We start from the raw sequence: 24,624 nt of genomic DNA on the forward strand, positions 1-24,624 counted from the left end.
ACTCATGTGAAAGAAAGGGTGTCAATCCTGTAGGTTGATTGTAGGCTCTCTTTTCTAACTTGAGTTTTGTAGAATGTAGCATGCAACTTTTGGAAAGGCAAATTTTTTATCATCCTTTGTGCATTGAATGATATTGGTGATCTAAATCTCGAAGTGCTGCAATTAAGGCACTTGTTGCTTTGCCTTTATAGCTTTGGTGCACCGCTTCAATCAGGCCTTCGATGCCATCATTGAGGCTATAGCCCCTTAACAGTTGGCGAATGAAATTTTTACCAAGCTCTGTGATCAATGTGCAATCGGCCGCTAAAATGACGCCATATTTTGGCTCAATTTCTGCGGTGATGGTCATTGATTCAAACATATGTTTTGCGGCCATGCCTTGAGGCAAACGCGCATAACCTGCAATAAAAACTGTTTTTGTGACGCCCATATTCTCTCCATACGCATTGATGCAAATCTGCATCAATGCCTATCAAAAGCCATTCTACAGGGATTGTCAAGCACTCAACTGTCGTCACAGTGTCACAATTGACCATTAAGATGAGCAACAAAAAAGCTATTTTTAGTGGAGAGTGCATGAAAATTATGATGCGGGTGACCCTCACTTTGATTTTTATCAGTGCAGCGGTGATGGGGCTCATCTATTTTTATTTAAACACGCATAAAGTCGATGTGCGCCAGAGCGCGCAAATCATTGATACCGTCAATGCGATTGTGCATGAGTCTTCGCGGTTAGATGTTGCCATTTTGCAGATCAATGCCGGCATTGACACAGATGAAGCCACCATTTTACAGATCCAAAAAAAGATGGCCATGTTGATTGATCAGTTAAGCCATGAACCGGTGATTCATGAGTCATTATCAACCTTAGCAAATACGATGGATCGTAAAGAAGAATGGATCAAACAGTTTCAGGCAGAAATTCCTGTCCTTGATGAGGCTTTGCAATCTTTACCGCAATTGTATGAGCAAATTCTTGCCAATGATGACATTGTCGCTTCTGAATTTGATGCGCTGTTTTTGCGACTGTTTACAACTGTCGTCAAATACAATCTCAACAGTACAGATGCCTTAAAAGCATCGATTCGTGCCCAAATGCGCATCATTGAAGCGCTGTTGATCACCACAGATTTACCCTTTGCAACGCAAGACATTTTGTATGATTTTTTGGGGCAAGTGGGCATTGTGATGGAAACGCGTCCGGACATTGATCATATCTTGCAATCCATGGCAGCGCTGCCTGTTGTCGCCAATGCTGATGCCATTAAAACTGAAGTGCGCCGTTCGGTCAGTGCGGCATTGGCCGCTCAAGGGCGTCATCAAACAGAGTTGATGATCTATGCCGCAGCTTTGCTTGGCATTTTGACGCTGTTGGCCATACGCTTATTCATCAATTATGTGCGGTTAGAGCAACGGGTGATGGCACGCACGCAAGATTTGCAAAAGGCGCTGCATGATCTACAGGAATCTGAAATGATCTTGGTGCAAAACGAGAAAATGAGCGCCCTTGGGCAGATGGTGGCGGGCGTTGTCCATGAAGTGAATACGCCGCTTGCATACACTAAAAATGCATTGGAGCTGACGGCGGCGAACTTAACGGCGTTTCATGTGCCGCGCCTTGTGGCATTGGCGGAATCTGTGATGACATTGATTCAGGATCCAAACGCCGATGATGTGGCAGCACGTAAAGCGCACATTGTGTACGAGGTCAAAGCGATCACCACAAATTTACAGGCCGCAGGCATCGATGATGTGCCATTCAGTGAGATGACATCCGAGATTGAATCGCTCATTGCCGATGGTTTAACAGGCATAGAACAGATCAGTGGGCTCATTCATAACCTTCGCAATTTTAGTCGGCTAGATCGCGGGCACATTGCTCGTCAATCCTTAAAAGATGCGGTGGAAAGCACCTTAATGCTGTTGAAGTATGAGCTTAAAAACAAGTATGTCACGGTGAAGATTGTGGAAGATTGCATCATCGAATGCATGCCATCGCACATCAATCAGGTGCTGCTGAACATCATTGGCAATGCCAATCAAGCGACCGATGATGATGGTTTGATTGAAATCACCGTAGCGCGTGCCGATGCAACATTTGCCAAAATCACCATTGCTGACAATGGCTCAGGCATTGAAGAGAGCACCTTGCAACAAATTTTCAATCCTTTTTTCACCACCAAAAAAGTGGGGCAAGGCACCGGCCTTGGCCTCTCGATCAGTCATAAAATCATGCAAGAACATGGTGGCACCATTGAGGTGACATCCACCGTGGGCCAAGGCACCACTTTTACCTTGTTATTGCCATTTGTGATTGAGTCACAATCTTAAGGAGCGCGTATGTTAACGTCTAAAATGACTGTGTTGTGTGTGGATGATGAACCGCTGATTTTAAATGCCCTCAAAGCATTGCTGCGCCTTCGTTATCATGTGATCACCACAACCGATCCCTTTGAAGCCCTCGACATTTTAAAAACCGGCAAAGTTGCTGTCATCATCAGTGATCAGCGCATGCCAGAGATGCTTGGCACTGAGTTATTGAGCCAAGCCAAGATCATCTCGCCGCGCACCACGCGCATTTTATTGACGGGATTTTCAGATTTGAGCGCCATCATCAGCACTGTCAATGACAGCGAGGTGTATCGATTTTTAACCAAGCCTTGGAGCAATCAAGAGGTGCTTGAGATTGTGGCCGATGCGGTCAATGTTTCAAAAGCGGTGGCCACTGTGCCCACAAAAGTGCCACTCAAAACATACGCACAGCCTCAAACGCCTTCTTACGTCATTTATAAAAGCAGCTTAACGGATCAACAAGGCTTTGACATTCATACTGAGTTGCCAGAGCACACGCACGCTTTACTCGCCGATACCAATGAAGCGGTGATTGCGTTGTTACAACAATATCCCGTTAAGCTCATCATTGTACATTTTCAATCTTCCAGTGAAGCGGACATTGAACTGTTGAAATATTTAAAGCGCGAATTGCCAGAGTTATTGAGCATAGGGCTCGTTAAACACGCCGATTATCAGGACATTATTTTGCTCATCAATGAGGCCAAGCTTTATCGTTATGTGATGATGCCATCGCGCCCGCGGCAGATTGCATTTTTTGTCAATTCCGCCATTGAGATGTTTCATCAATTACAAACAACGCCCAATCTTTTAACCACGCAGCAAGTGATGCGTCAAAGCCCCATCAAATCTTCGTTGTTAGGATTATTCAATGGCGTGAAGCGCTTTTTTACCAAATGAATCATTGCCCTGTATAATGAAGCCTCAATTGTAGGAGGCGGTATGTTAAAAACAGTGAGTCTATGGTCGATTTTAACGGCATCTTTTGTGGTGCCAAGCTTGGCAAATGAAGCTTTTGTGGTGAAATATTTTAATGATTTGACCACGTTGCAGGCGGATTTTGAACAGACGGTGACGCAACAAAAAAATAAAGAGATCTCCGATGGTGTGTTACAAATTCGCAAAAAAAATGGCCGCGATGCCACAGCAGGTTTTTACTTTAATTACACGTCACCTTTTGAGCAAAAGATCATCAGTAATGGTCAAAAGCTCTGGCATTACGATGTGGATTTAGAGCAGGTGGTGATTAAAAATCTGGCCATTTTTGAGCAAGATTCCCCGATGTTCATGATCTTTAATGATCAACCTTTAAATGCACAATTTGCCATCAAAACTTTGAAAAATGAGCAAAAATATCGCCTAACGCCGAAGAAAAAGGGCGATGTTGAATTCATTGAAATCGAATTTAAACGTGGTAACATTAGTAATGTGTATGCAAAGCAAGCCAATGGCACATTGAGTTTGACGCTCTCTGATGTAGTGATCAATCAGAACATCAATCCGAACGTGTTCACATTAAAAGTGCCCAAAGGCGTGGATGTGATCGATGAGACAAAATGATCTTTTTAGCGCCCAAGGCGATGATTTTGCACCATTAGCCGATCGCTTGCGTCCGCAATCTTTAGAAGATGTGGTGGGCCAACGCCATTTGATTGGGCAAGATAAGCCGCTGACTTTAGCCCTCAATGCCACAAAGCCCCATTCCATGATCTTTTGGGGGCCACCGGGCGTTGGGAAAACCACCTTGGCGCGTTTATTGGCCAATGCTTATGATTGTGAATTCATTGCGTTATCTGCAGTGTTTTCAGGCGTTAAAGAGATTCGCGAAGCCATTGAAACAGCAAAAAATTATCAATTGCAGGGCAGGCAAACCATTTTATTCATCGATGAAATTCATCGTTTTAATAAAAGTCAGCAAGATGCATTGCTGCCCTACATTGAATCAGGCTTGGTGGTGTTTGTGGGCGCAACCACAGAAAATCCCTCTTTTGAGATCAATCGCGCTTTATTGTCACGCGCAACGGTTTATCCCTTAAAGCCGATTGATGTGGCCGCGTTAACTCAATTGGTGGAGCGCGTTTTAACGCAACATTATCCGAGCATTCACTTGGCAGAGGATGCCATTTTGCAATTGGTAACGTATGCTGATGGCGATGCGCGCCGTTTGCTCAATCGTTTAGAACAGGTGCTTAACATTGCATCATCTGAAGGCGTCGAAACGGTGACCACAGAATTTTTGGGTAAAGTGCTCACCGCGCAACCAAAAGCGATGGACAAAGGCGGGGATCAGTTTTATGATTTGATTTCAGCGCTCCATAAATCTGTGCGTGGCTCTGATCCGGATGCCGCATTGTATTGGTTCATGCGCATGTTAGAAGGCGGCGCAGATCCGCGATATTTAGCGCGCAGGATTGTGCGCATTGCTTGGGAAGACATCGGCATTGCCGATCCGCGTGCGATGCAAATTGCCAATGATGCAGCCACAACATATGAGCGCTTAGGTTCGCCAGAAGGGGAGCTTGCCCTTGGCACGGCGCTTGTGTATTTAGCATGCGCTGCAAAATCAAATGCGGCGTACAATGCCTTTAATCAAGCGCGTGCCTTTGTTCGGCAAGATCAATCCCGCGAAGTGCCGCTGCATTTACGCAATGCACCCACACAATTAATGGCGGATATGGATTATGGCAAAGCGTATCGCTATGCGCACAATGAGCCGTATGCATATGCAGCGGGGGAGAAATATTTTCCCGATGATTTGCCTGATCAAACATGGTATCAACCCACAGATCGCGGTTTAGAGCGAAAAATCCAAGAGAAATTGGCATTTTTAGCGGCGCTTGATCAATCGGCGCGCTCTGAATAAACTAAATTTGCCAATTGAATTGGCATTCTCTATACTTTCTCCATTCCACTAGAGGTGCTGTTGTGAACAGCTGAGATTGAAGTAAACTTCGGGACTCTTATGACCTGATCTAGTTAGTACTAGCGGAGGCAAGTGATTTGGGCACAGCACAACTCCGCAATGGAGAAATATGTTTCAAATTCATGCTGTGACAGCGAACCAATCACAATCCATCGAGCAATTAAGTGAACACATTGTTGCACTGTTGCCACATGTGGATTATGTACAGATTCGCGAAAAATCTCGATCCCCAAAAGCGATTGCCGCTTTGATCGAGCAAGTGGCACAGTATGCCCCCATCCATCAACTCATTTTGAATGATCGCACAGACATTGCATTGGCAATGGGCATCGAGCGCGTGCATTTAACAGAATCTAGCTTGCCGCTAGCAGTGTTAAAACCGGCATTTTCGACGATGCAATTTGGGCGATCATTTCACAATGGCGCACAAATTCAGGCGCAATTGCCTGAGTATGCATATGGATACATTGGACACATTTTTCAAACGCGCTTAAAAACAGATCCGCCCCTTGGCTTGGACGGCTTAACCGCCATTGCAAAAGCAAAGCGCGCGGGCACATTGATCGCCATTGGCGGCATTGATGAGACAAACATTGCAAGCATCGCACCAATGGTGGATGGCGTTGCGGTGATGTCTGGTTTTTTTGAGCGTTCCATTGCAGAGAGCATCGCCCATGCAAAATCCCTCAAATTGTTGGCAGAGCAGGCCATTATTGACGCAAGGAGAACCTGTGGAAATTAGTGTGAATGGTGAAGTGATGACAGTGCCCGCGGACGTGACAACAGTGGCTGAGTTGATCGATCGATTGGACATTGCACATCGTAAATATTTTATTATAGAAAAAAATCGCGAAGTGGTGATGAAAGAGGACTATGCCACAGAAAAAGTCCGCGCAAATGACTGCTTTGAGATTGTCCATTTTGTTGGTGGAGGCTAACGATGACATTAAAAATTGGGGATTTTGAATTCCAATCACGCCTATTTTTAGGCACAGGTAAATATCGCACCTTTGAAGAACAAAAAGGCGCCGTTGAAGCCAGTGACACAGAAGTGTTGACCTTTGCGGTGCGCCGCATGGACATTTTTGATGCCAATCAGCCCAATTTATTGGAGCAATTGGATTTGTCTAAATATAAATTGTTGCCAAATACGGCAGGTGCGAGCACAGCTGAAGAAGCGGTACGCACCGCAAAATTGGCCAAAGCCTCTGGCTTGTGCGACATGATCAAAGTTGAGATCATCGGTTGCCCGAAAACGCTATTGCCGGATCCTGTGGAAACATTGAAAGCGACAGAAATGTTGTTGGAAGAAGGCATGACAGTATTGGTGTACACATCCGATGATGTGGTGCTTGCCCGTAAACTTCAAGAGCTCGGTTGTCATGCCATCATGCCGGGCGCATCGCCAATTGGCACAGGTTTGGGCATTGTGAATCCATATAATTTAAGCTACATCATTGAGGATGCGAAAGTGCCCGTGATTGTGGATGCAGGTTTAGGTTCACCGCGTGATGTGGCCATGGCGATGGAACTTGGTGCAGATGGCGTATTGCTCAACAGCGCCGTTGCGTATGCACAAGATCCCATTAAAATGAGCCGTGCGATGAGCATGGCGTGTGTGGCCGGTCGTTTGGGTTTTGAAGCAAAACGCATGCCGAAAAAACTCACCGCCACAGCAAGCAGCCCATTGACAGGATTGATCGGTTAATGAGCATTGATCCCCGATATCATCGCTTAGCCCGCTTTGCTCGCATTCAAACAGCGGGCGTTGAGCGCCTCAATCAAGCCACAGTTGTCATCATCGGTTGCGGCGCTTTAGGCGCGCAGCATGCTGAAACCTTAACGCGAAGTGGCATTGGGCATGTGATATTGGTGGATCGCGATTTTGTGGAATTGAGTAATTTGCAGCGTCAAACCCTTTTTACGGAGGCCGACGCTGCCGCATCGTTACCAAAAGTGGTGGCCTTAAAACAGCATTTAACGGCCATCAATCACACAACGCGCATCACCACGCATTTGGTGGATGTCTCTAGTGACAACATTGTCGATCTGATTAAAGGTGCTGATTTGGTGCTCGATGGCACGGATAATTTGGCGCTTCGCATGATCATCAATGATGCCTGTTATCAGCAAAACATTCCGTGGATTTTTGGTTCAGCGCTCGAAAGTTACGGCATGAGCCACAATTTTAATGTACCGCATCGTAAAGATTTACCATGTCTTCGTTGTATTTTAGGGGCAGTGCCTTTAGAAAGCGGTGATACATGTAGTTCTGTTGGCGTCATTCAGCCAATCTTACAATTGATCTCTAGCATTCAAACCACAGAAGCCCTGAAGTTTTTTGTGGAGCCGGCTGCAATGCGCGATACCTTGTGGACGATGGATGTATGGTCATCTCATGCGCAAGCCGTGAATCTGACAAAATTTAAACGAAACAATTGCCCAACATGCGGCGACAATCCAACGTATCCTGCGTTAATGCAGGCGCAACGTGAGGCTCAACGCTTATGTGGTGATGGCTCTGTGATGATTCGTGAAATGCAGCCGTTAGATCTAGCGGCGCTTGAAAAAATATTAATCACGCGGGGGATTGCACATCGATTTAATGAATATTTTTTAAACATCGAAGGGGCACATCGCATCATTCTCTTTAAAGATGGCCGCGCAATTGTCTATGGTACGCACGATGTGGATGAAGCATTAGCGCTCTATCAAAATATCATTAATTTAATCTAGTCATTTATTCATTTCATCAACCCTTTACAAGCTGATTGTATCTGTTATGGTGATGCCTATTCAGGCGGCATTTGGCCCTTTCTTGAGGCGGATCATTCCATGAGTGATCCCATTTGTATCAAGGGCTGCGCCATGATATGAATACTCTATAATCAAAAAAAGAAGGGATGACTATGAAGAATACTCAGCTAGCCCCCATTAAACCGATACCTGCTCTGGTGGCGGTTGCATTAACATTAATCATTTGGTTCATCATTCCGACGCCTGAAGGCGTCAGCGACAATGCATGGCAATTGTTGGCGCTTTTTGTGGGCACCATTGCCGCCATCATTGGTAAAGCATTGCCAATTGGTGCCATCTCGATCATCTCCATCAGCTTAGTGGCCATTACGGGTGTGACCAATCCTGGCAATCCAAAGGCAGCGCTTGGGGATGCATTAAGCGGCTTTTCTAATGAGCTCATTTGGTTGATCGGGATTTCCATCATGATCTCCATGAGCTTAACGAAAACGGGCTTAGGTGCACGCATTGGCTACTTTTTAATCTCATTGTTTGGTAAACGCACGGTGGGCATTGCTTATGCGCTAGCATTTGCAGAGACCATTTTAGCGCCCGTGACACCAAGTAACACGGCGCGTGGTGGCGGCATCATTCATCCCATCATGCGTTCGATTGCCACCAGTTTTGGCAGTCAACCTGAACGAGGTTCCACTGAAAAAATCGGTCGTTATTTAGCGCTCGTGAACTATAACACCAACCCCATTACATCTGCGATGTTCATCACCGCAACGGCACCGAACCCATTAATTGTGGCTTTGATTTATGAGGGCACAGATCCAAGCTTTCATTTAACGTGGGGCATGTGGGCGGTGGCGGCATTTGTGCCGGGCATCATCTCCCTTTTGGTGATGCCGTGGGTTGTGTATCTCATTTGCCCGCCAGAAATTAAGAAAACACCGGATGCCCCAAACTTTGCCAAAGAACAGCTGAAAGAATTGGGACCATTGTCGTTGCCTGAAAAAATCACGTTGTGCGTGTTTGGTCTGTTGCTCTTTATGTGGGCAGGCGTTCCTGCGATGATTTTTGGCCCTGCGTTTACCATCAGCCCAACCACGGCAGCATTCATTGGTTTATCCATTTTATTGATCACAGGCGTTTTGGAATGGAACGAAGTGCTCGGCAATAAAGGCGCATGGGATACCGTTGTTTGGTTCTCTGCATTGGTGATGATGGCGGGCTTTTTAGGTAAATTGGGCTTAGTCTCTTGGTTGGCGGTGACGGTTGGTCATGGCATTGATGACTTTGGCTTTAACTGGATTCTTGGCATGCTGATTTTAGTGTTGGTCTATGTTTATTCACACTACTTTTTTGCAAGTACAACGGCGCACATTACAGCCATGTTTGCCGCCTTCTTAGCAGCTGGTATTGCCCTTGGTGCACCGCAAATGTTACTGGCATTAACATTGGCATTTTCATCTTCGCTCATGATGTCATTAACCCATTATGGTACAGGGACAGCGCCCATCATTTATGGCTCAGGTTATACAACTTTGGGCGAATGGTGGAAAGTGGGCTTTGCCACAAGCGTTGTGAACTTAGCCATTTGGTTTTACATCGGTGGCCTTTGGTGGAAAATGTTGGGTTATTGGTAACAAGCACCTTCAAGAAAGCAGCCTGCGGGCTGCTTTTTTTATCCTTAAGATTTCAGGGCTTTCATTTTACGCCACAACGTGGTGCGGCTGATGCCAAGATAATTGGCCACCGCCTGTTTATCCCCTTTAAAATATTTTAATAAGGCGGCAAGATCCGGCTCTTCGCTGATTAAAGGCGGATCTGTCAAAATACTTGGTTCATCATAATGAATGTGGCGCTCATCTGAAAGATCAAGAATCATCCGATTATTGGGCACTTGGTTCGGATTTGCTTTGAGATACAGCGCAATGCGCTCTGTGATGTTGCGAAGCTCGCGGATGTTGCCCGGCCAATGATAATTGAGGAGCGCTTCGTCACACTTTGGCAATGCGGCTAAATATTCATGACGAATGGGTAAATTCAATGACGTGAGCGCCTGTTTTAATAAGGTTTCTGCCAATAAAATGATGTCGCGCCCACGTTTACGAAGGGGCGGATTGAAGATTCTCAGCACGCTTAAACGATAAAAGAGATCGAGCCTAAATTTGCCAGCTTTGACCCATTCATCCAGCTTTGCATGCGTTGCGGCAATGATTTTAACATCTACGGGAATCGGGTGATAACCGCCGACGCGCACAATGCTTTTTTCTTCCAAAACCCGTAACAGACGATTTTGTAGCGATAATGGCATCTCCCCAATTTCATCTAAAAAGAGCGTGCCATTGTTGGCCACTTCAAACACGCCCGCTTTACCGCCGCGAAGTGAACCGGTAAACGCGCCTTCCTCATAGCCAAAGAGTTCCGATTCCAACAGGGATTCAGGAATGGCGCTACAGTTAATGGCCACAAAGGGGCGCTTTTGTTGACCAGTTTTATGCTGAAAATGCGCCGTATATTCATGATGAATGGCGTGTGCAATGAGCTCTTTACCGGTGCCGCTCTCGCCTTGAATCAAAGTTGGGGCTTTGGTTTTGGAGTAGAGTAAAACCGCTGCGCGCACGCGTTCAATTTCAGGTGAAAACCCTTTGATGTCGCCCACATGATATTTGGCATCTAACGATAATTTGGTTTCGTTGAGCTTATTTTTACGCAGATGAATCGACTGCTTGGCAATCTTAATGGCATGACGAAAGGCTTCACGGATGGTGTCTGTTGAATAGAGAAAAACGGAAGGAATGCCCGCGGCATTGGCCATTTCTGTGATGAGACCTGCGCCCACAATGACGCCAATGCCTTTGCGTTTAAGCTCATTGATGGCAGCTTTGGCATCATCCCGCGTGATGTAAATGCGCTCTTCGATCGAAATGCCAAATGCTTGCTTGAATTTTTCTAAAGCAGGCAATGATTTACGGTAATTGATGATGCCAATCTTCGGGCTGATTTCACGGGCGCTTGCTAGGGCGTGCATCACATCAAAGCCGCTTTCACGCACATTGATGACGGGAATCGAGAGGCGATCTTTTAAATAGGCACCATTGGAACCTGCGGAAATGATGGCATCGCAGTGATGCTCTTTTGTAGCGGATCTGATGTATTGTACAGCCTCTTCAAAGCTTTGTTTTATCGGTGTTATTTCGGCAATTTCAGAAAATTCATTGCTCATTTCTTGGAAAGTTTCATACAAATGTGTGATGGAAACGGTCCAAATGATGGGTTTTTCAGATGTGTTTTTGGTGGTCATAATGATTTGTTCCAATATTATTTCATTTTGTTCATTTGTTGCACAGAAATGATAAAAATGCAACATTTTGAAATGCATGAATTATTTTCATGAACCCTGTTTTGAAAATTTAACCGTAACATAAACAGATAGATAGAAAAAATAATTACAAAAAGACTACAAAAAATAAAAGTTGGCACGCCAATTGCTCTATCACTGATAACGGTTGCATCAATACAGTTATCAAATAAAGGAGTGAAGTATGGCAGTCAATTCTCAAGGCAAACGTTTTAAAGAGGCGTTAGCGGTGGAATCACCATTACAGTTGGTGGGCGTGATCAATGCGAATCATGCACTATTGGCACAGCAATCTGGCTTTAAAAGCATTTATTTATCCGGCGGCGGCGTATCAGCAGGTTCGCTTGGCGTCCCGGATTTAGGGATTGCCACTTTGCATGATTTTTTAGTGGACATCGAGCGCATCACAAATGTGTGTGATCTCCCTTTGATTGCCGATGCTGACAGCGGCCTTGGCACCACAGCATTGAACATTGCACGCACGGTGAAATCATTCATTAAAGCGGGCGCAGCTGGTCTTCATTTAGAAGATCAAGTGACAGCAAAGCGCTGTGGCCATCGTCCGAATAAAGAGATCGTATCAACGGCTGAAATGGTCGATCGCATTAAAGCTGCGGTGGATGCGAAAACAGATCCTGATTTTGTGATCATCGCAAGAACGGATGCTTTGGCTGTGGAAGGTTTAGAGAAAACCTTAGAGCGCGCGCATGCTTACATTGAAGCGGGCGCAGATGTGCTCTTTCCAGAGGCTGTGACGGAATTATCAATGTATAAGCAATTTGTGGATAAAACCCGTGTGCCTGTGCTTGCAAACTTAACTGAGTTCGGTAAAACGCCGCTGTTCACTTTAGATGAATTACGCAGTGTAGACGTTGCGATTGCCCTTTATCCATTGTCCGCATTTCGCGCCATGAATAAGGCTGCATTGAACGTTTATCAAACACTTCGTGAGAAGGGCACGCAACAAAGCGTGGTGGATACCATGCAAACGCGTGAAGAGTTATATCAGAGCATTAATTATTACCAATATGAAGATTATTTAGATTCATTGTTCTCATCGCAGAAAAAATAAAAAGCGCGATGTTCAATCTTAGGAGGAGAAGATCATGAGTAAAGTATTAGAGGTTATTGCACCAAGTTTTAGGCCCAAAAAATCCGTTGCCTTATCTGGCATGATCGCCGGTTCCACAGGTTTATGCACCGTCGGCATCAATGGTAATGAATTGCATTACCGCGGATATGACATTTTGGATTTAGCCGAACATTGTGAGTTTGAAGAGGTCGCTTATCTTCTCATTCATGGTAAGTTGCCCACACAAAATGAACTCAATTTATATAAAAAGAAATTGAAGGCGTTGCGTGGTTTACCAAAGGCTGTGCAAAAAGCCTTAGAAACTTTACCTGCCTCCTCCCATCCGATGGATGTGTTAAGAACGGGCGTCTCTTTGATGGGCTGTATTTTGCCAGAAAAGGACAATCAAGATTGTGCAGCAGCGAAAGACATTGCCGATCGCTTAATGGCATCATTGGGTTCAATGTTGGTTTACTGGTATCACTACAGCCACAATGGCGTTCGCATTGAGCTTGAAACCGAAGAAGATTCATTGGGTGGCCATTTCTTGTATTTATTACATGGCCACAAGCCTTCGCCAGAACATGTCAAAGCAATGCACATTTCATTGATTTTGTATGCAGAGCATGAATTTAATGCCTCAACCTTCACAAGCCGCGTGATCGCAGGAACGGGATCGGATATGTATTCTGCCATCTCTGGCGCGATTGGTGCATTGCGTGGCCCGAAACATGGCGGCGCAAACGAAGTCTCTTTTGAAATTCAACAGCGTTATGATTCTCCGGATGAGGCAGAAGCGGACATTGCAGCACGCGTGGCGCGTAAAGAGATCATCATTGGCTTTGGTCATCCTGTGTATACGATTGCAGATCCGCGCAACATCGTGATCAAAAAAGTGGCGCATGATTTATCGATGGAAGCCGGTTCCATGAAAATGTTCAACATTGCTGAGCGCTTAGAAGAGTTCATGCAACGTGAGAAAAACATGTTCCCGAACTTAGATTGGTTCTCTGCGGTGTCGTATCACATGATGGGCGTACCAACGGCGATGTTTACACCTTTGTTTGCCATTGCGCGTTCTGCAGGCTGGGCAGCACACATCATTGAGCAACGCAAAGATAACAAAATCATCCGCCCATCTGCCCATTACGATGGCCCTGAGCCCATGGCATTTGTGTTCATTCAAGATCGTTAATGGCACATCAACATTCATTCACACATAAAATTTAGAAAATAGGGAAGTACAATGCAAAAATTTGATCAAGTTTTAGTGGACATCGTCGATTACGTCACCAACTATGAAATTCAATCACCATTGGCGTATCAAACGGCGCATTACTGTTTGTTGGACACATTGGGTTGTGGTTTAGAAGCCTTAGATTATCCGGCATGCACTAAGTTGATGGGGCCGATTGTTCCAGGCACCATGGTGCCAAATGGTGCAAAAGTGCCAGGCACACAATTTCAGTTAGATCCTGTGCAAGCGGCGTTTAACATCGGTGCAATGATTCGCTGGCTCGATTTTAACGACACATGGTTGGCAGCAGAATGGGGCCATCCATCGGATAACTTAGGCGGCATTTTAGCAGTGGCCGATTGGCTCTCTCGCGTGGCCATTGCCAATGGTAAGGCGCCTTTAACCATGAAAGCGGTTTTAACGGGCATGATCAAGGCCCATGAAATTCAAGGCTGTATTGCCCTTGAAAACTCCTTTAACAAAGTGGGTTTAGATCACGTGATTTTGGTCAAAGTGGCATCCACAGCAGTTGTGGCTCAAATGCTTGGTTTGACGCGTGAAGAGATTTTAAATGCCGTCTCATTAGCGTGGGTTGATGGTCAATCTTTAAGAACGTATCGCCATGCACCGAACACAGGTTCACGTAAATCATGGGCAGCAGGGGATGCCACCTCGCGCGCCGTTCGCTTAGCTTTGATGGCCAAAAAAGGTGAAATGGGCTATCCCTCAGTGCTCACAGCCAAAACTTGGGGCTTTTATGATGTCTCCTTTAAAGGCCAAGAATTTAAATTCCAGCGCCCTTATGGCAGCTATGTGATGGAAAATGTACTCTTTAAGATCTCCTTCCCAGCTGAGTTCCACTCACAAACAGCAGTTGAAGCTGCGATGACTTTAAAAGGCACATTAGATGCCATGGGTAAAACCTATGAGGACATCGAGAGAATTACCATTCGTACGCACGAAGCATGCATTCGCATCATCGACAAGAAAGGGCCATTGAATAACCCTGCCGATCGCGATCACTGTATTCAGTACATGGTGGCGGTGCCATTGATTTATGGTCGCTTAACGGCTGCTGATTATGAAGATACGATTGCAAAAAATCCAGCCATTGATGCTTTACGTGACAAAATGGAATGTGTGGAAGATCCGCAATTTACGGCAGATTATCACGATCCTGAAAAACGCTCGATCGCCAATGCTTTAACGGTGACATTCAAAGATGGCACGGTGTTAGATGAAGTGGTGGTTGAATATCCAATTGGCCACAAGCGCCGCAGAACCGATGGCATTCCATTGCTCATCGAAAAATTCAAAGTGAACTTAGCGCGCCGCTTCCCTGAGAAACAACAAAACACGATTCTCGATGCCAGCCTTAATTTGGATAAAATCTTAGAGATTCCTGTCAATGAATATGTGGATCTTTATGTAATCTAATCTCTCCATAATAATAAATTTGATTCCAGTCCTTTGCCCGCGCTATGCGGGCTTTTTTTCTGTAAAATGGCGAGATAATTTCATAACAGAAGGACAAAATATGATCACCGAAACATTATTAATGAAATATGCTGTGGGCGGCGGGGTCATTTGTGTGGGTTTAGTGGCCTATTTGATCAGCGCATTTTGTGGCCGCCGTTTTAAGGACAGCAAAAAAGGCATCATCTCCCGTTTATTACAGTCGGCGCTATTGTGTGGCGTTGTGCTCGTGCTCTCGCAATATGTGCAACTGGCGCTTGTGGACTTTAAGCTGCACTTCATTGCCGCCTCAACTGTGCAGCTCATTTCAGTCTTTTGGATTGTGTTGATCATCACCAATCGCCTTTTTAAAGTGATGAACCGCTTAGAGAAAGCTCAAGTGCGTAAACATGGCGATCCAACTTCTGCCCGCATCATTAATCGCGTGTTAAAAATCATCATTTTCGGCATCATCGTGTTGATGTTTGGTGAGCATTTTGGCTTAAGTTTATCGGGTTTATTGGCCTTTGGTGGGATCGGCGGCATCGCCATTGGTATGGCGGGTAAAGACATTTTAAGCAACTTCTTTTCAGGCATTATGCTCTATTTTGATCGCCCATTTAACATTGGTGATTGGGTGAGCTCGCCGGATCGTCAGATTGAAGGCACCGTGGTGGAAGTGGGTTGGCGCATCACCAAAATCATGACGTTTGATCATCGTCCATTGTATGTGCCTAACTCCGTGTTCTCCTCCATCAGCGTTGAAAACCCAGGGCGCATGACCAATCGACGCATCAAAACAGAATTGGGCTTGCGTTATGATGATGCTGATAAAGTGGGCGACATTGTCAATGACATCCGCACCATGTTGCAGCAGCATCCAAAGATCGATGCCACGCAAACATTGCTCGTTTATTTCAATGAATTTGCCGATTCTTCTTTAAACATCATGATCTATTGCTTCACTAAAACCACCGTTTGGGCAGAATGGTTAGAGGCGCAGCAAGAAGTCTATTTAGAGATGATCAACATCGTGCATCAACATGGCGCAGATTTTGCCTTCCCAACGCAAACTTTGTACATGCAAAAATCAGCATAATCGCGATGATTGTATGGTCAATCCTGCCTTCGGGCGGGATTTTTTAGGCATGCATTGTTTTATGTATTAAACAATTTTTAATAAATTATTCACTTGAATTTTATATATTAAATGCTAGAGTAGTTTTCCAAGCGATTTTGCTTATATTTTATGCATTTTGGAGGAGATCATGTTGGAGTGGATGAAGCGAAAAGGGGTGCAATGGTCAGCGCGCACTTATTTCGTGGATGCCTTGAGTTATATGGCGCTTGGGCTGTTTTCATCATTGTTAATCGGGCTCATCATCAAAACGATTGGCACGCAGCTTGGCATTGGGCTATTTGTGGAGCTTGGCACCTTTGCGATGGATGGCAAAGTGGTGGGCGCGGCCATTGGCGTTGCGGTGGCATATGCCTTGAAAGCACCGCCATTATTGTTGTTCAGTGCCATTTTTGTGGGCGCGATGGGCAATCAAGTCGGCGGCGTGGCGGGCAGCTATTTTGCTGTTTTAGTGACTGTTGAACTCGTCAAGCTTCTCTATCAAACCACCAAACTCGACATTTTAGTGGTGCCATTTAGCATGATTTTGATCGGTTATGGCAGCGCACAATTGATTGGCGTGCCGATTCAAGAATTGATGAATTATTTAGGCGGCACCATCAATTGGGCCACCACACAACATCCACTTATGATGTCCATGATTGTGGCCACCATTATGGGGCTGGCGCTGACCGCACCGATTTCAAGCGCAGCATTGTCATTCATGTTGGGATTAGATGGCGTGGCAGCAGGTGCCGCCGTGATTGGTTGCTCTGCACAAATGGTGGGCTTTGCAGTCATCAGTTATCGAGAAAATGGGTTTTCGGGTGTCATTGCACAAGGGATTGGCACATCGATGCTGCAAATTGGCAATATTGTGAAAAACCCATGGATTTTATTGCCGCCCACGCTCGCTGGTCTCATCTGCGCACCGATTGCGATTGTGGGCTTTGAGATGATCAACAACAAAGCCGGCGCCGGCATGGGCACAAGCGGCTTTGTGGGGCAGTTTATGGCATTTGAAACCATGGGATTTTCTGTGCACACCGCAAGTTTAGTCTTGGTGTTTCACATCATTTTGCCTGTTGTATTGAGCCTTGGTATTGCGATGGTGATGCGTCAAAAAGGGCTGATCAACACAGGCGATTTAACCCTCACTTTGCGTTAATTGTTCCGCGAGCCATTGGCCAATTTGTTGGACTTCAGCTTCTGAAGCTTCATGGCGCATTGGATAGGTATGCCATGCAGCATTGACACCATGATTTTCCAAGGCATCTTTGGCCGCCTTTCCATATTCAATTGGCACCACAGGATCAAGCGTGCCATGCAGATGAATGCTTGGGATGCTTTGCTGAATCTTGGTTAAGGGTTCATCAGAACTGGTGGGGAAGTAGGTTGATAAGGCCAAAACGCCGCCAAGGGGCAAATCTTCATGCACATAAGCGGTGTGCAGTACAACGGCACCACCTTGAGAAAAGCCAGCCAAAAAGATGCGATCGATGGCAATGCCTTTGTTGACTTCATCATCAATCAATGCACGAATGGTGCGGGCAGCGGCATCGAGCTCTTCGACTTTCACAGTGCGCGGATGGGTTAAATCAATCAAATCATACCAAGCCGGCATCACATAGCCGCCATTGAGCGTCACCGATAAATCGGGCGCTTGGGGCAAAATATAACGGGTGGATGGTGTATTGAGTTGTTGCAAATAATGGGCAACCGGCGCAAAATCCTGCTGAGAGGCACCAAGGCCGTGGAGCCAGATCACTGCTGAATCAGCAGTGATGGGCGAATCGATGATTAATGGAGATTTTGCCATGGTGAAGGCTCCTAGGGGAATCATACAAAAAAAGAGTGCGATGATGCGGCGATGGAATCTCATGGCATCACACCATTAGTCAACGCGCATGCTCATTTGTGTTAAAACGATGTTCATGCGGCGAATGTTTTCTGCCGTGGGCTCTGCGCCATATTGTGTGCGCCATGAGTTGACAATGCTTGGAAGGGACAATAAATACTGTACGCGACCTGAAAATGGCAATGCCATTGAGCCGTGAGCTTGTTCAGAGGTCAACTTAATGTTAAAGGCTTCGAAGAGTTCAACGAGGATGTTCATCATTTCAGTGTATTTATGGTTCACATGTTCACCTTGATGGTTGATGGCAGTTGTGCTGCTAAGAGTGTGTTGCATTGAGGCTTCCTGAGTAATCTCGCATAGATGATAGAGTGTGTTGATAATAAGATCAAAGGGTTGAATTGACCGTCAACGGATATAATGATAGTACAAAAATGAAAAAGTGGCGATTTTTTATCAAAAAATGATGGGGGGTGCTAAATTTTCAGCATCATTATATGATGGAGATTCATCATAAAAATTAGGAGGATTCTATGTTTGCTGAATACATTTTCCCGCCCCACAGCGTGGTGGCTTTACCCATTAAAAAATATCAATTAACGATGCCGATTCATCGCATTTTTTGCGTTGGGCGCAATTACCTTGCTCATGCCAACGAAATGGGCAGCTCTGTGGATAAAGCGACGCAAGAGCCGTTTTATTTTCTAAAACATCCAAGCCATTATGCGCCAAGTGGCAGCACGATTGCCTATCCATCGCGCACGCAAAATCTACACCATGAAATGGAGCTTGCGGTCATCATCGGGAAAGAGGGTGCGAACATTCCTGTCGCAGAAGCAAAACACTACATTTTTGGTTATGCATGTGCGCTAGATATGACGCGTCGTGATCTACAAGCACAAATGAAAGAGCGCCGCCTCTCTTGGGACATTGCCAAGGATTTTGAAAATGGCGCCATTATCTCAGAAGTGGTGCCAATTGCTGAGTGCGGTGAATTGACAAGCGGCAAGATTGAGTTGTCCGTCAATGGTGAGGTGAAGCAATCCTCTGATTTGGCACAAATGATCTGGTCAGTGGATGAGATCATTGCCCATTTATCCACGCTTTATACGTTAATGCCGGGCGATGTTATTATGACCGGCACGCCAGAAGGCGTCGGCGCTGTGGTGGCGGGGGATGAATTGACCGGTCACATTGAAGGCGTGGGCGACATTACGCTGAAAATTGCGGAATAATATTTGCGTGATGAGTAAAAAGGCAGAACATTTGTTCTGCCTTTTCTTTTGATGAGGGTGAGATTAATCTGCCGAATGCATCGCGCGTAGATACTCTTCTTCATTGAGGCAGCCTTTTTTCGTCACGGCAAAACGATCAAAGTTTAAAATGCCCATGTCTTTTGCCTCAGCACGATCTAAACAGCCATCGCCGTTTTTATCTGCTTGAGCAAAAGTGTCGATTTGAAAATTTGGCTCCACTGTTCTGTACTGTACATCAATCACTTCTGTGCCGTCTTTGGTGTCTTTGACGGTAAAAATGGTTTCCACAGATTGGGCGTGCGCAATTGCAGATGCCATCAATAAGGTTAAGCTCAATAGGATGGTTTTTTTCATTCAATGCCTCCTTAAAATTTTCTAATGGATCTTTAATGTAAATGATTTTTGGGTGTAAACCAAGATGGGCATGAGTACAAGTTTTGCCGAACCATCTATTTAGCTTCTGTCATATCACTTTCCATACTCATCCTTGGTTATACATATCCCCTTAATAAATAAAATTTTAATCAAAAATAAAAGCTTTTAAATCCTCTTCATTTTTTAAAATTTTGTGTTCTTTGACGCCATGCGCTCTCGCAAGATTAATACTGCTCTCCACTAAATTGATATTACTGCGTAAATCAAATGCGATTTTTCTTAAATCTTTAATATGATCAAACTCTGCTGTTATCTTACTAACCAGTGCATGATATTTTTGATCAATATCTGACAGAAACACCTGCATTGATTCCTCCATCTGTTTTGCTAATTTCGGATCTTCCCCTAACAAGATGTTACAAACCAATTTTCCTGCCAGAGAGCCAATCACGGCACCCACAACAGGGATAGGTATGAAAGTTTGTCCCATTAATGCTGCGAGTCCAACACCTGCACTATCAGCACATAAATAGATTGCATTCATCTGAAACTCAGCAAAAGTAAGATGACCATGATGTAAATCTTGTACTAAAGAACTGACACCTTTCACAGCTGTAACAAAAGCACCTGCAATGGGCGCAGATAAACCAACACAATTAGTTAAAGCATAAACAGCAGATCCAGTAATCCCAGCGGCGATGGCTGTTTGTCCTGTATTTAAGCCAATCTCTTGCCAATCTTCAGCGGATAACTCACCTTTAAAAATATTCTTTCCATCTTTATATTTGAGATATAAAGATGTGCCTAGCGCGAGTGCGCCTCCTACAGCTGCGGCCACACCTGCTGCTTTTAAGCCTTCACTTAAACTCGCTGAATGGTTCTCATGTATCTTTTGTTTGAGCTCTTCATTTTGTTGTTTAAGTTCTTGCTCATGTCGATCTAATGTTTGTGTGACAGTGCCTTGTTGAACTTCAGCATATTTAGAAATGCCAGGTTGCACAACATCAGTAAAAGATCGCCCACTTTGAGTCTCGATTTCACTAATTTTATGGTGAATTGCGTTGATTGTTTTTTGGCTCAATCCCTCAACATTTTCACCGTGATAAATTTTAAGAATGGTTTCAAAATGGTCTTTAGGTATGTGATAAAAACTGCCATCTCGACCAAAATGACTATATTTATTCATATGCTCAAGCACATGATTTAAGTTATTGTTTAAACCATTAATAAATTTTGATTGTACAGCGATGTCATTGATTAAATAATCTTCTGGTGCCGTTCTTCCAACACCCTCAAAAGTTGCACTAAAATCTCTATTGTGAAGCGCATCTTGCGCCCTTCTAATGCCAACTTCAACTTGTTCTGCGATTTCGCCATGTTTTGTTGCAGGACTACCTAGAATTTTTGATGGATCACCAATAAAATCACGAACCTTATCAACTTCACTGATGGCCTTGATATAAGATGTATCTTGCAGATTCAATTGAGAGATTTCATCTTGTATCCGTGTCACATTAAAATTATGAACGATCGCACTGCTGATTTGGTCTTGGATGGATGTTGTTTTCATGCTTTAGCCTTAATCATCGCATTTTGACCTATAGTTCTACTTTCTTTTTTAATAACATGGCTAAGCTTTCAACATGATTTTTAATTGCGATCATCAGGTTTTTCTGTTGATGATTAAATTGCTCATAATCTAAAGTGTTTAATGATGTATCTAAAACATCCATGAAATTTTTAATACCAATAATATGCGCTTGAGTTTCATCGCTCAAATGGGATATTTCTTTTAATGCAGCAGAAAATTGTCTATTTAATACTTCGATTTCTTGACGTTTTTCATCTGCTTCTCGTGCAATTTTCGCATTTTTACTACGCGCAAATAATCCACTGCCCACTAATGCAAGACCACCAATCGTCCAACCAATTGGGCCTGACAATGCTAATAATGCACTGCCGCCAGCCATCCCGCTGCCACCCGCTGCGAGAGCACCGCCACCTAGCCAAGCCAATGCTGCATTTGTCGCAGCGGCACCACTCAAAGCTGAGATTGCTGTGCCCGTAGATGCTGTCCCAAAGGTTGTGGCGATCGCCATTGCTGCTGTGGGTGCAAATGCAGCGATTCCCGCACCCGCTGCGATGCCAGCGCCTGCTGTGCCGCCTGCTTGTAGATCTATTTTGCGAGCATTATCTTGTATTTCATTCAAGACATTGTTGAAAACTTTATATTCTGTTTTATAGATTGAAAAGGTTTTATCAAATTCTTTGGGTTTATTGGCAATCGCACTGAACAAACCTTCTGCGCGTTTAATGATAGAATTGGCCTTTTCTTTACGTAGATCCATCAAAACAGTCGATGCATCACGCACCTCTTGCCCAAGCTTTTCATATTGTTGTTTTGCATTTTTAAAATTAGCAATTGCTTGTTTTTTGAGATCGCCATTTAACATAGAATCATCCTTATTATGCGTTATTAAAATTTTTTCGAAGTATAGCTTTTATTCTTAGGATGTATCAAGGCTTATCCCTATTTTACCACAACAGAAGTCAATGAATGCTTAGGTTAAAATTGGCATGAGCAGATTAATCAATTGATCAACATTTTCTTTTGTATTAAATCGCCCAAAACAGATGCGCACGGCGCTTTTGAGATTAACCATTAGATTATCTATTTTTTAATAAATAAAATATTGATCCATTGTTCTTGGCTTGTTGGGCGATTATCTTTTGTGATCCACATATTGAGTAATACAATATTTTCATATGATAATAATTTCAAAATTTGTGTTTCATTCATATCAATAAATAATCTTTCCCCCTGAATGCGATCTTGATGCCCATATTTAAATGACAGATAACAAGCGCCATTATTTTTTAATGCTTTGATGATTTTCTCGATCACTTCAGGTAAACGATTGCGTTCACAATGTAGTAAAGAAGCGCATGCCCAAATGCCATCATATTTATCTGTGGCATTTAAATCATAAAAACTTTGATGTTGAATATTCAGCCCGGTTTTGAGCTTGGCTAATGTGACGAGATTTTTAGAATAATCAAATGCATTAACATTAAAGCCTAGATTTTTAAAATACAACGCATCGCGACCTGAGCCGCAACCAATATCTAAAATCTTTCCATGTTTTGGTATGAGTTTTAAAAAAGGCTCATACAGATTATGCATGTCGATATGAAAGGTATTTTCTGCGAATGTCTTTGCATTTTGATCATAAAAATCTTGCGTTTTGCTCATAGAAATCGCCAATATTAGATTGATAAAAATATTTTTAATATTTAAAGTATTATCGGAATGAAAATAAATTATAGGATAATAATTACATGTTACCAAGCGCAGAAGAACAATTAGATTTTTTGCAAAAGATACATTTGATTCTAGAAACAGGCAATACGACGTCGACATATAAATTCGCACTATTATTGGCCATCACCAATCTTGCAATTACGCAGGGTGAGGACAGTAATCAAACGTTGACATTGAGTTATAAAGACATTGCCGAGCAATTTATTATCCAATATTGGAAACAAAGTTTGCCTTTTGAATACGTTGAAAAAAAAGGTTTTGTTTTACAGCAAAATACTGGAGAACAAATCGTGATTATTCAGGATATTCAAAAATTAATGGATCGATATCCCACATTATCAAAAGCGATGAAAAGTATTGAGTGGCATCCGTTGATTCAAAAGGCAGCCAAAACCATTAAAGCTTATCCGGCGCGGTTTTTACAAAATATAGAAGGGCAAAGTTTTAATTTTTTATATACTTGGCAAGCGGCGGGGACACATTTACAGTTAAATAAAAATGTTATGTATTGTCTGCGTCAATTTAATTATATTATTCGGCAATTGGTTCAAAAAAAATGGGCGGATTTTGTCCGTAAGTTACCAAAAAATAAAGAGATTTTAAAAGATCAGCATGATATCCAAGTATTTTTATTTGATGAGCAACGCGCATCTTTGAAAAAAGTTGCCGATATTTATCGGGAATTACAAGATAATCGCTGTTTTTATTGCCAACAAAAAATTAATGGCACCGCTGAAGTGGATCATTTTATTCCGTGGTCATATTATCAACAAGACACATTGCATAATTTTGTGATCGCAGATAAAAAATGTAATGGTGCAAAAAGTAATTTTTTAGCGGATCCGCAATTATTGGGCCGATGGTTAGACAGAAATAAAAAATATGGTGATGAGATCCATGCAGCCTCCGAAAATATTGGTATTTTAAGTCATTTAGAATCGACCAAAAATATTGCACAATGGGCTTATCAGCGAGCTTTGCATAATGAAGCATTGGTTTGGACACCACCAAAAGAATTGGTTCGATTAAATCATCATAATGGCGCAGATGTGCTTCAGGAGTATTTTAAATAAATCGCGATGATTGATTATATAAAAATATTATGTTTTAGTATTTTTGAATGGTTGGATTATGTTGATTTTAATGTTTTTGTTGAAAATCAAATGCTTATAAATAATTTTTTGTTAAATTAATGACATATAATGGAAAAGGCATGCAATATTTAAAAAAGCCACATGAGAATTATATTTTGCAAAAATAAACCATTAAAAAAATATGGGTGATCAATAATTAGACAATTTTCTGTACTGTTTATTGAACAACTGAACTTACAGACACAAAAAAGCCTGCTGTTTAGCAGGCTTTCAAGTTTTTGTTTGGTACCGAAGGAGAGTTTATAGGCTGTATTTCAGATAACTCTACAATATCAAATCCATTGATATGGCTATATTTAAAGTAATTTAAAATATAGCCAAATAAGAATCAATTGGTACTATTTTTGAACATATCAGCCTAAACAATAATCGTCACTATCTATATCTACTAGATTTTGTC

The 24,624-nt window shown here is 43.4% G+C and carries 24 protein-coding genes and 1 riboswitch; of the genes, 16 read left to right on the plus strand and 8 right to left on the minus strand.

The genetic code is table 11. The features are described from left to right. Positions 1 to 109 precede the first annotated feature (109 nt). The gene (locus tag B9T20_RS03335; RefSeq protein WP_094489823.1) at positions 110 to 430 is read right to left on the minus strand and encodes a DUF3870 domain-containing protein; all 321 of its coding nucleotides are present in this window, start codon (positions 428 to 430) and stop codon (positions 110 to 112) included. Between the two features lie 146 nt (positions 431 to 576). Between B9T20_RS03335 and B9T20_RS03340 the strand changes: the two genes are divergently transcribed. The 9 genes from B9T20_RS03340 to B9T20_RS03380 all read left to right on the plus strand — a co-directional run bounded on the left by B9T20_RS03340 (position 577) and on the right by B9T20_RS03380 (position 9,663). After that, complete coding sequence (locus B9T20_RS03340) at positions 577 to 2,331, plus strand: ATP-binding protein (protein ID WP_158520523.1); 1,755 nt, start codon at positions 577 to 579, stop codon at positions 2,329 to 2,331. Between the two features lie 9 nt (positions 2,332 to 2,340). Then, complete coding sequence (locus B9T20_RS03345; RefSeq protein ID WP_094489825.1) at positions 2,341 to 3,252, plus strand: response regulator; 912 nt, start codon at positions 2,341 to 2,343, stop codon at positions 3,250 to 3,252. Between the two features lie 42 nt (positions 3,253 to 3,294). Next, a complete protein-coding gene (gene lolA / locus B9T20_RS03350) occupies positions 3,295 to 3,912 on the plus strand; it encodes an outer membrane lipoprotein chaperone LolA (RefSeq protein WP_094489826.1) in 618 nt (205 codons plus the stop codon). After that, positions 3,899 to 5,215: a replication-associated recombination protein A gene (locus tag B9T20_RS03355; protein WP_094489827.1), complete on the plus strand. Its 1,317-nt coding sequence runs from the start codon at positions 3,899 to 3,901 to the stop codon at positions 5,213 to 5,215. The genes lolA and B9T20_RS03355 overlap by 14 nt, the downstream gene beginning before the upstream one ends. 40 nt (positions 5,216 to 5,255) lie before the next feature. Further along, positions 5,256 to 5,363: riboswitch (TPP riboswitch) on the plus strand. A gap of 21 nt (positions 5,364 to 5,384) precedes the next feature. After that, the gene (locus tag B9T20_RS03360; protein WP_094489828.1) at positions 5,385 to 6,017 is read left to right on the plus strand and encodes a thiamine phosphate synthase; all 633 of its coding nucleotides are present in this window, start codon (positions 5,385 to 5,387) and stop codon (positions 6,015 to 6,017) included. Next, complete coding sequence (gene thiS, locus B9T20_RS03365) at positions 6,007 to 6,213, plus strand: sulfur carrier protein ThiS (protein WP_094489829.1); 207 nt, start codon at positions 6,007 to 6,009, stop codon at positions 6,211 to 6,213. The genes B9T20_RS03360 and thiS overlap by 11 nt, the downstream gene beginning before the upstream one ends. A gap of 2 nt (positions 6,214 to 6,215) precedes the next feature. Further along, positions 6,216 to 6,983 (plus strand): thiazole synthase, encoded by a 768-nt coding sequence (locus B9T20_RS03370; RefSeq protein ID WP_094489830.1) that lies wholly within the window; start codon positions 6,216 to 6,218, stop codon positions 6,981 to 6,983. Continuing rightward, positions 6,983 to 8,011, plus strand: coding sequence for a ThiF family adenylyltransferase (locus B9T20_RS03375; RefSeq protein ID WP_094489831.1), 1,029 nt, complete (start codon positions 6,983 to 6,985; stop codon positions 8,009 to 8,011). The genes B9T20_RS03370 and B9T20_RS03375 overlap by 1 nt, the downstream gene beginning before the upstream one ends. Before the next feature lie 173 nt (positions 8,012 to 8,184). Then, entirely contained in the window at positions 8,185 to 9,663 is a 1,479-nt protein-coding gene (locus B9T20_RS03380) for a DASS family sodium-coupled anion symporter (protein WP_094489832.1), read from the plus strand. Between the two features lie 44 nt (positions 9,664 to 9,707). On the opposite strand, the gene prpR is transcribed toward B9T20_RS03380, so the two are convergent. Continuing rightward, positions 9,708 to 11,324 (minus strand): propionate catabolism operon regulatory protein PrpR, encoded by a 1,617-nt coding sequence (gene prpR, locus B9T20_RS03385; protein WP_233491541.1) that lies wholly within the window; start codon positions 11,322 to 11,324, stop codon positions 9,708 to 9,710. A gap of 241 nt (positions 11,325 to 11,565) precedes the next feature. Between prpR and prpB the strand changes: the two genes are divergently transcribed. The 5 genes from prpB to B9T20_RS03410 all read left to right on the plus strand — a co-directional run bounded on the left by prpB (position 11,566) and on the right by B9T20_RS03410 (position 17,430). Continuing rightward, complete coding sequence (prpB, locus tag B9T20_RS03390) at positions 11,566 to 12,453, plus strand: methylisocitrate lyase (RefSeq protein WP_094489833.1); 888 nt, start codon at positions 11,566 to 11,568, stop codon at positions 12,451 to 12,453. A gap of 34 nt (positions 12,454 to 12,487) precedes the next feature. Next, positions 12,488 to 13,648: a 2-methylcitrate synthase gene (gene prpC / locus B9T20_RS03395; protein WP_094489834.1), complete on the plus strand. Its 1,161-nt coding sequence runs from the start codon at positions 12,488 to 12,490 to the stop codon at positions 13,646 to 13,648. Between the two features lie 51 nt (positions 13,649 to 13,699). Beyond that, positions 13,700 to 15,127 carry a bifunctional 2-methylcitrate dehydratase/aconitate hydratase gene (locus tag B9T20_RS03400; RefSeq protein ID WP_094489835.1) on the plus strand — a complete coding sequence of 476 codons (1,428 nt, stop codon included), beginning with the start codon at positions 13,700 to 13,702 and terminating at the stop codon, positions 15,125 to 15,127. Positions 15,128 to 15,227: 100 nt separating this feature from the next. After that, positions 15,228 to 16,244: a mechanosensitive ion channel family protein gene (locus B9T20_RS03405; protein ID WP_094489836.1), complete on the plus strand. Its 1,017-nt coding sequence runs from the start codon at positions 15,228 to 15,230 to the stop codon at positions 16,242 to 16,244. Positions 16,245 to 16,413: 169 nt separating this feature from the next. Further along, on the plus strand, positions 16,414 to 17,430 hold the full coding sequence (locus B9T20_RS03410) for a PTS transporter subunit IIC (RefSeq protein ID WP_094489837.1): 1,017 nt from the start codon (positions 16,414 to 16,416) through the stop codon (positions 17,428 to 17,430). On the opposite strand, the gene B9T20_RS03415 is transcribed toward B9T20_RS03410, so the two are convergent. Both B9T20_RS03415 and B9T20_RS03420 read right to left on the minus strand, forming a co-directional pair. Next, complete coding sequence (locus tag B9T20_RS03415; RefSeq protein WP_094489838.1) at positions 17,410 to 18,081, minus strand: alpha/beta hydrolase; 672 nt, start codon at positions 18,079 to 18,081, stop codon at positions 17,410 to 17,412. The two genes, B9T20_RS03410 and B9T20_RS03415, sit on opposite strands and share 21 nt — an antisense overlap. A 75-nt stretch (positions 18,082 to 18,156) precedes the next feature. After that, positions 18,157 to 18,453, minus strand: a complete 297-nt coding sequence (locus B9T20_RS03420) for a hypothetical protein (RefSeq protein ID WP_094489839.1) — start codon at positions 18,451 to 18,453, stop codon at positions 18,157 to 18,159. Between the two features lie 197 nt (positions 18,454 to 18,650). Between B9T20_RS03420 and B9T20_RS03425 the strand changes: the two genes are divergently transcribed. Continuing rightward, the gene (locus tag B9T20_RS03425; protein ID WP_094489840.1) at positions 18,651 to 19,352 is read left to right on the plus strand and encodes a fumarylacetoacetate hydrolase family protein; all 702 of its coding nucleotides are present in this window, start codon (positions 18,651 to 18,653) and stop codon (positions 19,350 to 19,352) included. A gap of 63 nt (positions 19,353 to 19,415) precedes the next feature. Here the strand turns inward: B9T20_RS03425 and B9T20_RS03430 are convergent, their stop codons facing one another. From B9T20_RS03430 to B9T20_RS03445, 4 genes are all read right to left on the minus strand, one after another. Continuing rightward, entirely contained in the window at positions 19,416 to 19,727 is a 312-nt protein-coding gene (locus B9T20_RS03430; protein WP_008316645.1) for a hypothetical protein, read from the minus strand. Positions 19,728 to 19,893: 166 nt separating this feature from the next. Then, a complete protein-coding gene (locus B9T20_RS03435; protein ID WP_094489841.1) occupies positions 19,894 to 21,318 on the minus strand; it encodes a hypothetical protein in 1,425 nt (474 codons plus the stop codon). A gap of 28 nt (positions 21,319 to 21,346) precedes the next feature. Further along, positions 21,347 to 22,201: a hypothetical protein gene (locus tag B9T20_RS03440; protein ID WP_094489842.1), complete on the minus strand. Its 855-nt coding sequence runs from the start codon at positions 22,199 to 22,201 to the stop codon at positions 21,347 to 21,349. A gap of 218 nt (positions 22,202 to 22,419) precedes the next feature. Next, complete coding sequence (locus B9T20_RS03445) at positions 22,420 to 23,001, minus strand: bifunctional 2-polyprenyl-6-hydroxyphenol methylase/3-demethylubiquinol 3-O-methyltransferase UbiG (RefSeq protein WP_094489843.1); 582 nt, start codon at positions 22,999 to 23,001, stop codon at positions 22,420 to 22,422. 86 nt (positions 23,002 to 23,087) lie between these two features. Between B9T20_RS03445 and B9T20_RS03450 the strand changes: the two genes are divergently transcribed. Beyond that, positions 23,088 to 24,143, plus strand: a complete 1,056-nt coding sequence (locus B9T20_RS03450) for an HNH endonuclease (RefSeq protein WP_094489844.1) — start codon at positions 23,088 to 23,090, stop codon at positions 24,141 to 24,143. Positions 24,144 to 24,624: the final 481 nt, after the last annotated feature.

Origin of the sequence: Wohlfahrtiimonas sp. G9077 (genome assembly GCF_002252155.1) — a bacterium.
Lineage (GTDB): Bacteria > Pseudomonadota > Gammaproteobacteria > Cardiobacteriales > Wohlfahrtiimonadaceae > Wohlfahrtiimonas.